Origin of the sequence: Janthinobacterium sp. OK676, from assembly GCF_900103595.1 — a bacterium.
Lineage (GTDB): Bacteria > Pseudomonadota > Gammaproteobacteria > Burkholderiales > Burkholderiaceae_D > Janthinobacterium.
The window spans coordinates 122384-135805 of the sequence record NZ_FNHA01000003.1 but is presented as its reverse complement, the minus strand read 5'-3'; the positions used below and the strand labels follow the sequence as shown (position 1 = coordinate 135805).

Below are 13422 nucleotides of genomic sequence, written 5' to 3'. Positions count from 1 at the left end.
CGGGCCAGCTGCGCCATGTTGGCAAAGGCCCATACCACCGATGAAGAAGAAAAACCATGAACAAAATGCTACTTGCACTTGCCGTCGCCACAGCCTTGACGGGCAGCCTGGCCCACGCGGACGAGGCCAAGCCCGATAATGAAGTGAGCTTCAACGTGGCCGGCGTGTCCGACTACCGTTATCGTGGCATTTCGCAGACGCGTTTGAAGCCGGCGCTGCAGGGTGGCGTCGACTACGTCAACAATCCGACGGGCCTGTATGCGGGCGCCTGGGCCTCCACCATCAAGTGGACCAAGGACGCGGGCGGCAGCGGCGGCGTGGAAGTGGACCTGTATGCGGGCAAGCGCGGCCAGTTGGGCAGCGATGTCGGCTATGACGTGGGCGTGCTCGCCTATGTGTACGCGGACAACGGCTTGAAGCATGTCGCCGGCCTGGCCGACGCGGACACGCAGGAAGTCTACGGCCAGTTGTCGTATGGCCCCGCCTACGTCAAGTATTCGCACGCCGTCTCGAACCTGTTCGGCATCGTCAACAGCAAGAACAGCGGCTACCTGGACATCGGCGCGAATATCGACCTGACGAACGGCTGGACCGGCAACCTGCACGCAGGCCACCAGAAGGTCAAGAACAATGACGCATCAAGCTACACGGACTGGAAAGTGGGCGTCACGCGCGACTTCGGTTTTGTTTCGGGTGCACTGGCCGTGATCGGCACGAACGCGGGCAAATCCGCCTATGCCTCGCCCGTGAATGGCAAATTCATGGGCAAGACGGCGCTGCAGCTGACGGTCAGCAAGACGTTTTAATTGACAGAGGAAGAGGCGGCGCATGCGCCGCCTTTTTTGCGCCACGGGGTCAGACCCGTCGGGTCTGACCCCAGCTGTCGAGAGCTATGCTGCGCGCTGATGGTTATCGAAAACGGCGCAGTACAGCTGCCCCAGGCTGACCACGCGGGCGGCGGGAATTTGCGCCGCCAGGTCATGGGCGGGCGCCGCTTGCGTGTCCGCTACCAGCAGCACACGCAGGCCGGGATTGACGCTGCGCGCGTGCGCGATGCGGCGCGCCAGGCCTGATTGCGCGGCGCCGTCGACGACGCCGTCGAGCGGTACCACCAGCACGCGCGCGGCGATCAGGGCCGAACGGCTGCCCATGGAATCGCGGCCTTCGCTGTCGATGACGATGTCGTGGTAGCAGTGCACCAGGTGTTCCAGCTCCGGCTGCAAGCCCTTGGCGCTGATGGCGCGCGCCATCAGGCGCGGCCGCGTCAGGCTGCCGCGCATGGCGCCGTCGTGCATATTCATGGCTTGCGCCATGGCGCCCTGGCGCGGATCGGCATCGAGCAGCAAGACCTTGCGGCCGGCCAGCGCGCGCGAGGCGGCCAGCCGCCCGGCCAGGATGGATTTCTCCATCCCCCCGCGTTCATCCGTGATGGCGATGATCATCTTGGCGCACGGCTGGCATGATGTTGGCAGGGGAGACCAGCTGCAGCAGGCAGCCTTCGCGTGCTTCCTCCTTCTCGCTGGCCGTCCATGCGGGCAGTTCCATCAGGGGCTCGAGTGCCGCGGCCAGGGCGTCCTGGCCGGCGGAAGACATGGGCGTCATCGGCAGGCGCAAGGCGCCGCGCACCTTGCCCTGCATGGCCAGCGTTGCTTTGACGGGAGCGGGATTCGGTTCGGAAAACAGCAGGCGAATGACGGGCAGCATGGTCTTGAACAGGGCACCGGCGGCGCCGTGGCGGCCCTGCTTGATGAGGTGGTACAGCTGCGCATACAGGTCGGGGCGCACCTGGGCGGCGGCCGACATGGCGCCGTGGCCGCCCATGGACAGGCTGGCCAGCAGCAGCGCATCGTCGCCGCACAAGACGTCCAGGCGCGTGTCGAGCAGCAGTTCGCCCAGCTGCTGCAGCTTGCCGCCCGCTTCCTTGATGGCGACGAAGTGCGAGTCGCGCGCCAGCAGGGCGGCTGTCCGCGGTTCGATATTGACGCCCGTGCGGGCCGGCACGTTGTACAGCACGATGGACTGGTCGGTGGCGCCGGCGATGGCCTGGAAGTGGCGCACGATGCCGTCCTGCGAAGGGCGCACATAGGCGGGTGCGGAGACCAGCAGGCCGGCCAGCGGATGGTCGTTGTAGCGCTGCACCGTGGCGACGACCTTGCGCGTATCGCTGCCGCCTATGCCCATGACGACGGGGAAGCGGGGACCGACGGCTTCGAGCACGCTGTCGAGCAGCATGGTCTGTTCGGCGGCGCTCAGCATGGCCGCTTCGCCCGTGGTGCCGCACACCACGAGGCCATCGATGCCGCTGGCGGCCAGCTCGCACGCGAGCCGCTGTGCGGCGTCGAAGTCGATGCCGCCATCGTCATCAAGGAAGGGCGTGACCATCGGCACCCAGATGCCCTGGAAGTGCGCGGTGATGCGCATCGAGGACATCGCCTGGTCGCAGGCATACTGGTTCATAGCGATTTCCCCTGGCTGATGCGGCCAAATTCCGCAGCCGGCAGCAGGCGCATGACGGCGTCCATCGTCAGGCGCAGGGCAGGTTCCGTCACGCACAGCCAGACTTTCATGCGTTCGGCGTGGTCAACCGCCTCGACGCGCATGAACGACAGCATGCCGCCGCACGTTTTGACGACCAGCTGGCGCAGCTCGGCCAGGCAGGCTTTGTCGACCGTGATGTGCATGAGGAAGGTGGGCAGGCGGGGATGGCGGTGGGGCAGCGCGTGATGTGCAGGCAGGCGTGAATGGGGTTCCATGGTGGCTTTGCAGCGGTGGTTGAGATACGTTCAAGATTAGCAGCGGGGCCGTAAAGATTCTCTAAAAAGCGGGGCCGCCGCCGTAAACGGATCGTATGCGCCGGGCGTCCGGCTGTTGCGTGAATGCCCCGCGAGTACGCTTTTGTTACAAAATTGAATCGTGCTTTCGGAGGCGGGGGTTTATATTGAAACCGTTCTCCGCTTTCAGTCAGCCCCGCCATGTCAGACGAAAAAGATCCCCAGCAGCCCCCGTCCACCGACCCAGCGGCGCCAGAACCGGCACCGGCGCGGCCCGACAGGGTCGGCCGCCGGGCGCCCGATGACGAGCACCGTGCACGCGACGCCGCCCCCCGCTACCTGAAGGACAACGATACGCCGCTGGCGCTGGCCTGGCGGGTGATCTCGTCGCGCTACCGCTCCATGCGCGACAAGGCCAGCCGCGATTTCATGCGGCGCACCCTGCGCATCGGCATCTCGGCGCGCATTTTCCATCCGGAGCCGGGCGCCACTGGCCTGCGCAGCAAGAACCTGCAATACCTGGAAGAGTCGATCGCCCAGTGGGTCATGTCGCGCGACGTGCTGGTGTTCATGATCCCGACCGTCAATACGAGCGGCCAGCTACATCCGAGTAACATCACCTTGCGCCACTATGCGCGCCACCTCGATGGCCTGGTGCTGCAGGGCGGCGCCGACGTCTCGCCGCAGACGTATTCCGAGGCTGCCACGCGGCCTGAATGGAACGGCGACCGCGCGCGCGACCTGTACGAACTGGAGCTGCTGCACGAATTCGTCGATGCGGGCAAGCCCGTGCTGGGCATATGCCGCGGCTGCCAACTGATCAACGTGGGCTTTGGCGGCACCCTGTACCAGGACATCGCCTCCGACGTGGAAGGCGCCGCCTCGCACGTCAACGACCTGTATGACCGCCACCGCCACACCATCGTCTTCCCGAAAGGCTCGTCGCTGGCGGGCATGTTCCCGAAGGCGGGCGAGGCGCTCGTCAATTCCATCCACCACCAGTCGGTCAAGGACCTGGGACGCGACGTCACCGTGGAAGCGTATTCGCAAGGGGACAATATCGTCGAAGCCATCCGCTACCAGCGGGCGCGCTTTGTCATGGGCTTGCAGTGGCATCCGGAATTCCATTCGGCGGGCGGCGTCGAGCTGCTCGATTGCACGCCCATCCTCGATAATTTCTTGCGCGCGGCGCGGGAGACTCGGTTTTGAGTGCGCACCTGATCCGCCGGCGCACGCTGCTGGCCGGCCTGCTGGCACTTCCCCTGGTCGGCTTGCGCGCCGCGCCGCGCCCGCACGACGGCCCGCTGCCGTTTGCGCTGACCTCCGCCGCGCGGGCCCGCACGCTCAAGGCGCAGGTGGCGCCGGCCATTGCCGAACAGGTGCTCAAGTCGGCGCGCAAGGATGCGGCGCGGCCCGTGCATCTGATGGCCGAAGTGCGCACGGGCGGCCTGCTGAAGGGAGAGGGCGGGCGCGAGACCAGCCAGCAGGCGCAGGAAGACTGGCGCCAGGCGCGCTTGCAGGCCCTGGCCTGGCGGCTGTCGGGCGAGATGGCGCATTTCGAGGCGGCGCGCCAGCTGCTGCTGGCCTGGAGCGGCAGCTATGCACCCTCGTTCAGCCCTGTCGACGAGACGGAACTGGCCAGCCTGCTGATGGGTTTTGACCTGGTCCAGGAGCGTTTGAACGGCGTCGAGCGCGAGCAGGTGCAGGCGTTTTGCCGCACCCTGGCGAATGGCTATCTGAGTGATCCCATCAAGGTGGGCGGTCCGTCCACGGCGAGCAACAACTGGCACAGCCACCGCATCAAGATCGGCACGGCCGCCGCGTATGTGACGGGCGACGCCTTGCTGATCGCGCGCGCGAAAGAGCGCTTCCTGGCGCACGTGCCGCGCAATATCGGCGCCGGTGGCGTGCCCTTCGACTTCGAGCAGCGCGACGCCCTGCACTACACCACCTACAGCCTGGAGCCGCTGCTGACGACGGCCCTGATGGCGCAGGCGCATGGCGACGACTGGTATGGCGCGCCGGAAGCGCGGCGCCTGGCCGAGGCGCTGGCCTGGCTGGCGCCGTACGCGCAGGGCAAAAAGACGCACGAGGAATTCGCGAAAAGCGCCGTGCCCTTCGACCGCAAGCGCGTGGCGGCCGGCGAAAAGGGCTTTACGGGGAATTGGGAGCCGAAGGGCGCCGCCAATGTGTATTTGCTGGCGGCGCGCTTCGATCCCGCTTACCTGACCCTGGCGCTGGAACTGCGCCCGCCAGCCTGGGCGCTGGCGCTGTATGGCAGCTGATTAAAACTTCGTGCGCAAGGTCAGCATGACATTGCGCGGTTCGCCGTAAAAGCCCGTCTGGAACCGACCCGGGCCCGTCATGTATTTTTTATCCAGCGCTCGCAATGTTGTCGGATTACGCGGCTATGCCGCTAATCCGGCCTACGGTCTCAGGCTGAGCAAAATCAGTAATTCATGCGTTGTCGGGGGCAGCGGGTAGGTCGGATTAGATCCGAAGGACCGTAATCCGACAACACCGTTGGCGGCGCCAGTCGGCCTACGTTCGGGCAGCGTCAGTAGTTCATCGGATCGCCCCGGAAGCAGCGGATCGCCGAATCGACCATGCCCTCGGCGCTGCCCTGCACATTGCGCTGCTTGCGCAGGTATTGCGCGTCGCTCCATTGCTTGGCCACGTCCGACAGGTGTTTCAGGGCTGGCGTGCTGCCCAGCGCCTCGGCGTGCGGCTCCATCTTGCGCAGGGTGGTCATGATGTCTTCGCGCAGCGACATCGTCTCGTAGGTTTTCGGATGCGTGATGGCGCCATCGAGGCCGAAGCGGCAAGCCTGGAAGCGGTTGTAGTTATACACGAGGTAATCGTCTTCCACCGGCGGGGTTTCGCGGCGTTCGAGCAGGTAGCGGCACAGGGCCTGCAGGTAGGCGGCCAGCGCGGCGGCCCGTTCCACCGTCAGCGGCGTGTCGCACACGCGCAGTTCGATGGTGCCGAATTCCGGCTTGGGACGGATATCCCAGTAAAAATCCTTCATGCTCTTGATGATGCCCGTGTTCTCCATCTTGGCGAAATACTCGTTGGAGAACTGGTCCCAGCTCAGGGTGAACGGCGCCCGCCCGCTCATGGGAAACGCGAACACGGAGTTCAGGCGGGCCGAGTCGAACAGGGTGTCGCGCCCCTGCACGTAGGGCGAGGAGGCCGACAGGGCGATGAAGTGGGGGATGTAGCGGTTCAGCGAATGCAGCAAAAACATGGCGTCGTCGCCCGAGGCGCAGCCGATGTGCACGTGCTGGCCGAAGATGGTGAACTGCTTGGCCAGGTAGCCGTACAGCTCCGAAATCTCCTGGAAGCGGGGCTTGGAAAAGATCTTTTGCGACGACCATTGCTGGAACGGGTGCGTGCCGCCGCCCGCGATGCCAATATTGAGCTTGTCGCCGGCCGTGATCAAGGTGTCGCGGATTTCCTGCAACTGCTCCAGCAGGGGGCCGTGGTGCGTGTGCACGCTCGAGTTGATCTCGATCATGCTCTCGGTGATTTCCGGCGTGACGTTGCCGGGGAACGGTTTTTTGTTCAGCAGATGCAGCAGGTCGGGGCTGGCGGCCGTCAAGTCATAGTCCGACAGATTTACCAGTTGCAGTTCGAGTTCGACGCCGAAGGTCAGCGCGGCCGATTGGCCAAAGGGTTCCAGCGGCATTTAGCGCTCCTTGATTTCGTGGGTTTCTTTGGCCAGCATCAGCACGCGCTGCACCAGCACGGGGCCGACCAGTTCCAGGCCCAGGGTGACGGCGGCCAGGGCGTTCAATTCGTCGCCGAAGTTCACGCCGTGCTGGCGCGCGTGTTCGAGCAGCAGGATGATGAAGACGGAAACGGGCGTCAGCGCCACGCCCGTCAGCACGCCCTTGCGCCAGGAAATGCCGCTCACGTGCGAAAACGCGGCCACGCCGGCGACCTTCGTCAGCAAGCGTCCGCCGACGACGGCCAGGGCCAGGCCCGCGCCGGCCGTCACGCTGGCCCATTCCAGGGTCGAGGCGGCATACACGAACAGCAGCACCGTCAACAGCTCGCCCATGGCGCCGAAATTGCGCTGCGCCTGGCTGAAGGCGACACGGCGGTGGCGCGCCACCAGGCCGAAAGTGAGCGTGGCCAGCAGCGGCGACAGGCTGGTGGTGTAGGTGAGGGCGACGAGCAGCATCACCGACAGCGCGAACGCCACGGTGGCATCCTGCGCCATATTGCCCAGGCGGCGCAGCATGGCCGGCACGACGATGCCGAAGACGGTGCCGGCGGCCACCGAGGCGGCCAGCACGGCGGCGCTGCTGCTGCTCGCCTCGATCAGGTCGGTGGAGCTCTGGAACATCCAGAAGCCGACGATGATGTTGAACGTGAAGACGGCCAGCACGCAATTCAAGGCCGTGAGGTGGACGATGCGTTCCGTGACCTGGCCCGAGCTGCGTTCCTCGTTGATGACGCGCATGATGGTGGCCGGCGAGGTGGACATGGCCAGCGATGCCAGCAGCAGCGCCGTCATCGAAGTGCTGCCGAATTCGATGCCGATGAAGTAGACGACGGCAAAGGTCAGCAGCGATTCGACCAGGCCCGTGACGGCGATCCACGGGTTGTTCTTCAGCCAGCGCAGATTGATGCGGTAGCCCACCTCGAACAGGATCAGGCCGAAGGCCACGTCGGCGAGCACCAGCATGGGGCCGGCGTCCGTCTGCGGCAGGATGCCCACCTGCGTCTGCGCGAGGACGAAGCCGATCACGCCGTAAAAACTGATGCGCGGCAGGCCCGTCCAGCGGTGGCCGAATTCGCCCACCACCCAGGCCAGGGTAATGGCGAACGGCCAGGACAGGTCGGCGGCGATCGAGATCAGACTTTGCATGCTCATTCCTTTGAAAATGGCGCTGGCACCGGCCGGCAGCACGGGGGCTGGCGCGGCTATGTCGTGGTGCAGCGATGGTGCATTGTTTGCGCAGAGCGATGCGCCGATTCTACCGGAGCAGAAGGCGCGCACGATGTGCGCAATCGAACAGTGTCGCGGCCATGGCGGCCGCGCACAGGATGCAGCAGGGTAGGGCAGGACTGGTACCAGCGTATGGTACCCGCCCGCGGCGGAGATGCTCCGCACGGTAGTGCCGTGTCGCAGTGTACGGCATGGCGGCCCCCTGCCGCCATGGACTTTTTGTTATGCGTTTTTATTTACTGAGCAGACGCATGCCCCGTTCCAGCCCGTCGATCGACAGGGGGAACATGCGGTTGTTCATCAACTGCCGCATCACGCCGATGGACTGGCGGTACTGCCACAATCCCTCAGACTCGGGATTGAGCCAGATGAATTTCGGGAACGCCTGGGTAAAGCGCGCCAGCCATGTGGAACCCGCTTCCTCGTTGTTGTATTCGACGCTGCCGCCCGGCTGCAGGATTTCGTAGGGGCTCATGGTGGCGTCGCCGACGAAGATCAGCTTGGTGTCGGGCGGGTATTTGCGCAGCACGTCCCAGGTGGAAAAGCGCTCGGCGTTGCGGCGCCGGTTGTTCTTCCACAAATAGTCGTAGACGCAGTTATGGAAGTAAAAGAATTCCATGTTCTTGAATTCCGTCTTCGCCGCCGAGAACAGTTCCTCGGTGCGCTCGATATGGTCGTCCATGCTGCCGCCCACATCGAACAGCATCAGCACCTTGATGCGGTTCTTGCGCTCGGGCCGCATCTTGATGTCGAGGTAGCCCGCATTGTTCGCCGTGGCGGCGATGGTGGCGTCGAGCGCCAGTTCGTCTTCCGCGCCTTCGCGCGCGAACTTGCGCAGGCGGCGCAAGGCCACCTTGATGTTGCGCGTACCGAGTTCGCGCTCGCCGTCGTAGTCCTTGTAGCTGCGCGCTTCCCACACTTTCACGGCCGTGCGGTTGCCGCCCTTGCCGCCGATGCGGATGCCTTCCGGGTTCGTGCCGCCATTGCCGAACGGCGACGTGCCGCCCGTGCCGATCCACTTGCCGCCGCCCTCGTGGCGCTCCTTCTGCTCCTTCAGCAGCTCGTTCAGGCGGTCCATCAGCTTGTCGTAGCCGAATTTTTCCAGCTGCGCCTTCTGTTCCTCGGACAGCTCGCGCTGCATGCGTTTCAGCAGCCAGTCGAGCGGTATCGCCGCATTCGTGTCGAAGGCCGCGCTGACGCCCTTGAAGTACTGCGCAAAGGCGCGGTCGAACTTGTCGAAATGGGCTTCGTCCTTGACCAGGGTCAGGCGCGCCAGATAGTAGAAATCATCCATCGAGGCGTCGATGACGTTCTTTTGCAGCGCCTCAAGCAAGGTCAGAAATTCCTTGATCGAGACGGGAATCTTCGCATCCTTGAGCGTGAAGAAGAAATCGATCAGCATGGCGATGCCTGTATCCCTGCCGCGGTCCCTTCACCTCCCGCGCGGGGCAGCGCCGCGATGGGGCGCTGCGCCAGCTTGTAGCGCAGATGGGCGGCGATTTCCGGCCACTCGCCGCGCGTGATGCTGTACATGACCGTGTCGCGCACGGTGCCGTCGCGGCGCAGCCCATGGTGGCGCAGCACGCCATCTTTTTTCGCGCCCAGGCGTTCGATGGCCGCCTGCGAGGCGTGGTTGAAATTATCGGTGCGCAGGCCCACCAGCGCGTAGCCGAGCGTGTCGAAGGCGTGCGTCAGCAGCAGCAATTTGCAGGTGGTGTTGACGTGGCTGCGCTGGCAGCGCTTCGCATACCAGGTGTAGCCGATTTCCAGCCGTTTGATCTCGGGCACCACGTCGTGGTAGCTGGTGGTGCCCAGCACCTCGCCGCTGGCCGCGTCGACGACGGCAAAGGCGAAGCGCGAAGGGCGCATCTCGATGCCCTTGAAAATGTACTGGTCCACCTGGTCCGGCTCGGGCACGGAGGTGACGCGCAGATTCCACAGTTCGCCATCCATGGCCGCCGCACGCAAGCCGGCCGCATGGTGCGGCGCCAGCGCTTCGAGGCGGATGCCGTGCAGTTCCAGGGGGACGAAGACCTTGTCGGGGCTGATGTCGTTCACCGGTGCTCCTTAGCGGTTGGTGCGCGACATGAACATCAGGCGCTCGAACAGGTGCACGTCCTGCTCGTTTTTCAGCAGCGCGCCATGCAGCGGTGGCACGACGGCCTTGTTGTCCTTGCTGCGCAAGGCTTCGGCCGGAATGTCCTCGGCCAGCAGGAGCTTGAGCCAGTCGAGGAATTCCGACGTCGACGGTTTTTTCTTCAGGCCCGGCACGTCGCGCACTTCATAGAAGGTTTGCAGCGCCTGCGCCAGCAATTCCTGTTTCAGGTGCGGGTAGTGGACGGCGACGATCTGCTCCATCGTGTCCTTGTCCGGGAACTTGATGTAGTGGAAGAAGCAGCGGCGCAAAAAGGCGTCCGGCAATTCCTTCTCGTTGTTCGAGGTGATGATGACGAGCGGGCGGTGGCGCGCCGTGACCATTTCGCGCGTCTCGTACACATAGAACTCCATGCGGTCCAGTTCGCGCAGCAGGTCGTTCGGGAATTCGATGTCGGCCTTGTCGATCTCGTCGATCAGCAGCACCACCGGTTCGGGCGCCGTGAAGGCCTGCCACAGCACGCCCTTGACGATGTAGTTCTGGATGTCGCGCACGCGCTCGTCGCCCAGCTGCGAATCGCGCAGGCGCGAGACGGCATCGTATTCGTACAGGCCCTGCTGCGCCTTGGTGGTCGATTTGATATGCCATTGCATCAGCGGCATGTTCAGCGCGGCGGCCACTTCCTCGGCCAGCATGGTCTTGCCCGTACCCGGCTCGCCCTTGATCAGCAGCGGGCGCTGCAGGGTCAGCGCCGCATTCACGGCCAGTTTCAGGTCGGCGGTGGCGACGTAGCTGTCGGAACCTTCGAAGCGTTGGCCTTGCTGGGTGTGCTGTGCTTGCATGAGCGGTCTGCCAAAGTGGGGAAAGGGTGAGTATAAACAGAACTGCGGCCCAGCGTCACGCGGACGGCCTGTGCCTGCCTGCCTACAATGCGGGTTTTATAGGTGGACTTGCAAGAATATCTTGGCTAGAATCGGCAAGCAGCAGATTAATTGGCAACCTTAATTGTCAACTCATAAAATCAATAAAAACCAGCTCTGGCGTTTCTCCGATTACCATTGTTCACATTGCCACTATGAAAAAAATATTTGCACTTCTCGTGCTTGCCGGCATAGCAAATGCCGTCACAGCGGCTGACATTGTAGGAAACGCCAAGGCAGCCCCTGCCAAGGTGGAAATGTGTATCGGCTGCCACGGCATTCCCGGTTACAAGGCAACCTTCCCTGAAGTATTCCAGGTACCGATGATCGGCGGCCAGCCGGCAAAATATATCGAGAATGCGCTGCAAGCCTACAAGAAGGGCGACCGCAAGCACCCCAGCATGAAGGGCATCGCCAGCAGCCTGTCGGACCAGGATATCGCCGATGTCGCCGCGTATTATGCGCAACAAGCCAAGCCGAACTGAGGACCAGCCAGATGATGAAAACACTACTCGCCGCCCTCGTTTGCGCCACCGTCTCGTTTTCCGCCAGCGCCGCCGGCAATATCAATACCGGTAAGGCCCTGGCCGAAAAATACAGCTGCGCCACCTGCCACGGCAAGGATTACGGCTCGCCCATCGACCCGTCGTACCCGAAACTGGCGGGCCAGCACCGCGATTACCTGGAACACGCGTTGACCGCGTATAAGCGGGGCGACAAGGCCAACGGCCGCAACAACGCCATCATGACGGGCCAGGTAAAACCGCTGAGCAACCAGGACATCAAGGACCTGGCCGCCTACCTGCACAGTTTGCCGACCAGCCTGGTGACTCACCGCTGAGTTGTAGCGCCGGATTGATTGGTTGTTCTGACACCTGACAAAACCGTAGCGAGCGGAAGGGAGAGGCGGCCGAGACGCGGAACTGTGCTGAAGCACAGTGAGCATCGCAGGTTGCCTATACCGACGCGCAGTAGGTTTGGTTAGGTGTTCTTCAGTCCGACGCGGCGCGCCAGCTTGTGCAGATTGCTTGCGTCGAGCCCCAGCTGCCGCGCCGCGGCGGCCCAGTTATCCTGATGCAGCACCAGCGCTTGCCGGATGGCCTGGCGCTGGCTCGCTTCCACGATCTGATGCATCGATAGCAGCGGCGCCGCCGGCGTGCCACAGGCGGCTGGCGCCGGCAATTGCGTATCCGCGCCGGCCGGCGCTTCCAGCGCATCGAGGTCGAGCATGTCCGTTTCCAGGGTCACGATGTCCTTGCGGTCCGCGCCGCGTATCACGGCTTTCAGCGCGGCCCGGCTGATCACATGTTCCAGTTCGCGCACGTTGCCGGGCCAGCGGTAGTGGCACAAGGCGTTTTCCGCCGCAGCGGACAGGCGCAGGCTGCGCAAGCCCAGGCGCGCGCGGTTCAGTTCCAGGAAACCGCCGGCCAGCAGCAGCACGTCATTGCCCCGCTCGCGCAGCGGCGGAATCGGCACGGGATACACGGATAAACGGTGATACAGGTCGGCGCGGAACGTGCCGTCGCGCACATGCTCGCGCAGACTGCGGTTGGTGGCGGCGATCACGCGCACGTTGACGCGGCGCGGCCGGTCCGCGCCCAGGCGCTGGATTTCGCCATTTTGCAAGGTGCGCAGCAGCTTGGCCTGTATCGACAATGGCAATTCCCCCACTTCATCGAGAAACAGGGTGCCCCCTTCGGCCGCCTCGAAGCGCCCGGGCCGGTCGCTGACGGCGCCGGAAAACGCACCGCGCACATGGCCGAACAATTCGCTTTCGGCCAGCGATTCCGGCAAGGCCGCGCAATTGACGTGGATCAAAGGCTTGCCCGCGCGGCGCGACAGCCGGTGCAGGCGGTGCGCACACAATTCCTTGCCGACGCCCGTTTCTCCCAGCAGCAGCACGGGCAGTTCGGAATCGGCCACCACCTGCAATTCGTGCAGCAAGTGCGTGATGGCGCCGCTCTGGCCGACGAAATCGTGTTCCTCGCGCGGCGCCTGCGCATCGGCCAGCATGGCGCCGCCCGACAGGCGCAGGGCGCGGATTTCCGTTTCCAGCCGCGTCACGCGCACGGCCGCCTCGATGGCGCAGGCCAGTTCGCCCAGGTCGCGCTGCGCCTGCCCGTCGAAGGTGCCCACCTGCAGCGCGTCGAGCGTGATCACGCCCCAGCGTTCGCCTTCCAGGTCCAGCGCCATGCCCATGCAGTCGTGCACGGGCAGCGGCTCGCCGGCCCGCTCGGCGATCAGGCCATCGTAGGGATCGGGCAGGGAACTGTCGTGATGGAAGCACAGTACGCCGCGCCGCTGCAGGATGGCGGCCAGGCGTGGATGGTCGGCGACGGCGAAGCGGCGTCCCAGCGCGTCGCTGGCCAGGCCGGCCATCGCCACGGGGCGCAAATGCTCGCCGTCGAGCTTGAGCAAGGCCACGGCTTCGCAGCCGAAGTGGGCGCGCAGGCTGCCGACGAGGCGCTGCAGGCGCACGGCCACGGGCAGGTCGGCGACCAGGTCGGTGAGCAGCAGCAGGTGGATGGCGGTGGTGGTCATAATTACCATGCAGGGTACAACGGACCACGCCCAAAGAGGGTCATATCGACCCTGCATTTTTCAAATCGTTGATTTAAAACAAGTTTTTCCTGGCACACGGATTGCCTGGGTAAGGGTGCCGAACCGGCATACAAGACC

At 64.4% G+C, this 13422-nt stretch carries 14 protein-coding genes; 5 read left to right on the top strand and 9 right to left on the bottom strand.

Going from position 1 to position 13422, the window contains the following annotated elements; genetic code table 11:
- Window positions 1-56 precede the first annotated feature (56 nt).
- Complete coding sequence (locus BLU39_RS07500; protein WP_092711556.1) at window positions 57-806, top strand: TorF family putative porin; 750 nt, start codon at window positions 57-59, stop codon at window positions 804-806.
- A gap of 84 nt (window positions 807-890) precedes the next feature.
- On the opposite strand, the gene BLU39_RS07495 is transcribed toward BLU39_RS07500, so the two are convergent.
- From BLU39_RS07495 to BLU39_RS07485, 3 genes are read right to left on the bottom strand one after another with little or no spacing between them, the layout of a single operon-like run.
- Window positions 891-1442 (bottom strand): ParA family protein, encoded by a 552-nt coding sequence (locus BLU39_RS07495; RefSeq protein ID WP_092711554.1) that lies wholly within the window; start codon window positions 1440-1442, stop codon window positions 891-893.
- Window positions 1420-2457 (bottom strand): 4-hydroxy-tetrahydrodipicolinate synthase, encoded by a 1038-nt coding sequence (gene dapA, locus BLU39_RS07490; protein ID WP_092711552.1) that lies wholly within the window; start codon window positions 2455-2457, stop codon window positions 1420-1422. The genes BLU39_RS07495 and dapA overlap by 23 nt, the downstream gene beginning before the upstream one ends.
- Window positions 2454-2753, bottom strand: a complete 300-nt coding sequence (locus BLU39_RS07485; protein WP_254788913.1) for a hypothetical protein — start codon at window positions 2751-2753, stop codon at window positions 2454-2456. The genes dapA and BLU39_RS07485 overlap by 4 nt, the downstream gene beginning before the upstream one ends.
- 219 nt (window positions 2754-2972) lie before the next feature.
- On the opposite strand from BLU39_RS07485, the gene BLU39_RS07480 reads away from it, so the two are divergent.
- Window positions 2973-3980: a gamma-glutamyl-gamma-aminobutyrate hydrolase family protein gene (locus BLU39_RS07480; protein WP_092711550.1), complete on the top strand. Its 1008-nt coding sequence runs from the start codon at window positions 2973-2975 to the stop codon at window positions 3978-3980.
- Complete coding sequence (locus BLU39_RS07475) at window positions 3977-5056, top strand: alginate lyase family protein (protein ID WP_092711548.1); 1080 nt, start codon at window positions 3977-3979, stop codon at window positions 5054-5056. The genes BLU39_RS07480 and BLU39_RS07475 overlap by 4 nt, the downstream gene beginning before the upstream one ends.
- A gap of 272 nt (window positions 5057-5328) precedes the next feature.
- Here BLU39_RS07475 and BLU39_RS07470 read toward each other — a convergent pair whose 3' ends face one another.
- From BLU39_RS07470 to BLU39_RS07445, 5 genes are all read right to left on the bottom strand, one after another.
- The gene (locus BLU39_RS07470) at window positions 5329-6459 is read right to left on the bottom strand and encodes a YbdK family carboxylate-amine ligase (RefSeq protein ID WP_092711547.1); all 1131 of its coding nucleotides are present in this window, start codon (window positions 6457-6459) and stop codon (window positions 5329-5331) included.
- A complete protein-coding gene (locus tag BLU39_RS07465) occupies window positions 6460-7647 on the bottom strand; it encodes a cation:proton antiporter (protein ID WP_058048277.1) in 1188 nt (395 codons plus the stop codon).
- Window positions 7648-7960: 313 nt separating this feature from the next.
- Complete coding sequence (locus BLU39_RS07455) at window positions 7961-9130, bottom strand: vWA domain-containing protein (RefSeq protein WP_092711543.1); 1170 nt, start codon at window positions 9128-9130, stop codon at window positions 7961-7963.
- Window positions 9124-9786: a GNAT family N-acetyltransferase gene (locus BLU39_RS07450; protein ID WP_092711541.1), complete on the bottom strand. Its 663-nt coding sequence runs from the start codon at window positions 9784-9786 to the stop codon at window positions 9124-9126. The genes BLU39_RS07455 and BLU39_RS07450 overlap by 7 nt, the downstream gene beginning before the upstream one ends.
- 9 nt (window positions 9787-9795) lie before the next feature.
- A complete protein-coding gene (locus tag BLU39_RS07445; RefSeq protein ID WP_034746522.1) occupies window positions 9796-10665 on the bottom strand; it encodes an AAA family ATPase in 870 nt (289 codons plus the stop codon).
- Between the two features lie 233 nt (window positions 10666-10898).
- Here BLU39_RS07445 and BLU39_RS07440 point away from each other — a divergent pair, with 233 nt between their 5' ends.
- Both BLU39_RS07440 and BLU39_RS07435 read left to right on the top strand, forming a co-directional pair.
- A complete protein-coding gene (locus tag BLU39_RS07440) occupies window positions 10899-11228 on the top strand; it encodes a c-type cytochrome (RefSeq protein ID WP_046684254.1) in 330 nt (109 codons plus the stop codon).
- A 14-nt stretch (window positions 11229-11242) separates the two neighbouring features.
- Window positions 11243-11584 carry a c-type cytochrome gene (locus BLU39_RS07435; RefSeq protein ID WP_092712191.1) on the top strand — a complete coding sequence of 114 codons (342 nt, stop codon included), beginning with the start codon at window positions 11243-11245 and terminating at the stop codon, window positions 11582-11584.
- A 140-nt stretch (window positions 11585-11724) separates the two neighbouring features.
- Here BLU39_RS07435 and norR read toward each other — a convergent pair whose 3' ends face one another.
- Window positions 11725-13284, bottom strand: a complete 1560-nt coding sequence (norR, locus tag BLU39_RS07430; protein WP_092711539.1) for a nitric oxide reductase transcriptional regulator NorR — start codon at window positions 13282-13284, stop codon at window positions 11725-11727.
- Window positions 13285-13422 lie beyond the last annotated feature (138 nt).

Coding starts and splice junctions, on each gene's coding strand:
- BLU39_RS07445 (WP_034746522.1), bottom strand. CDS start 10,665: ATGCAAGCACAGCACACCCAGCAAGGCCAACGCTTCGAAGGTTCCGAC.
- BLU39_RS07485 (WP_254788913.1), bottom strand. CDS start 2,753: ATGGAACCCCATTCACGCCTGCCTGCACATCACGCGCTGCCCCACCGC.
- BLU39_RS07495 (WP_092711554.1), bottom strand. CDS start 1,442: ATGATCATCGCCATCACGGATGAACGCGGGGGGATGGAGAAATCCATC.
- BLU39_RS07435 (WP_092712191.1), top strand. CDS start 11,243: ATGAAAACACTACTCGCCGCCCTCGTTTGCGCCACCGTCTCGTTTTCC.
- dapA (WP_092711552.1), bottom strand. CDS start 2,457: ATGAACCAGTATGCCTGCGACCAGGCGATGTCCTCGATGCGCATCACC.
- BLU39_RS07500 (WP_092711556.1), top strand. CDS start 57: ATGAACAAAATGCTACTTGCACTTGCCGTCGCCACAGCCTTGACGGGC.
- norR (WP_092711539.1), bottom strand. CDS start 13,284: ATGACCACCACCGCCATCCACCTGCTGCTGCTCACCGACCTGGTCGCC.
- BLU39_RS07480 (WP_092711550.1), top strand. CDS start 2,973: ATGTCAGACGAAAAAGATCCCCAGCAGCCCCCGTCCACCGACCCAGCG.
- BLU39_RS07465 (WP_058048277.1), bottom strand. CDS start 7,647: ATGCAAAGTCTGATCTCGATCGCCGCCGACCTGTCCTGGCCGTTCGCC.
- BLU39_RS07440 (WP_046684254.1), top strand. CDS start 10,899: ATGAAAAAAATATTTGCACTTCTCGTGCTTGCCGGCATAGCAAATGCC.
- BLU39_RS07455 (WP_092711543.1), bottom strand. CDS start 9,130: ATGCTGATCGATTTCTTCTTCACGCTCAAGGATGCGAAGATTCCCGTC.
- BLU39_RS07470 (WP_092711547.1), bottom strand. CDS start 6,459: ATGCCGCTGGAACCCTTTGGCCAATCGGCCGCGCTGACCTTCGGCGTC.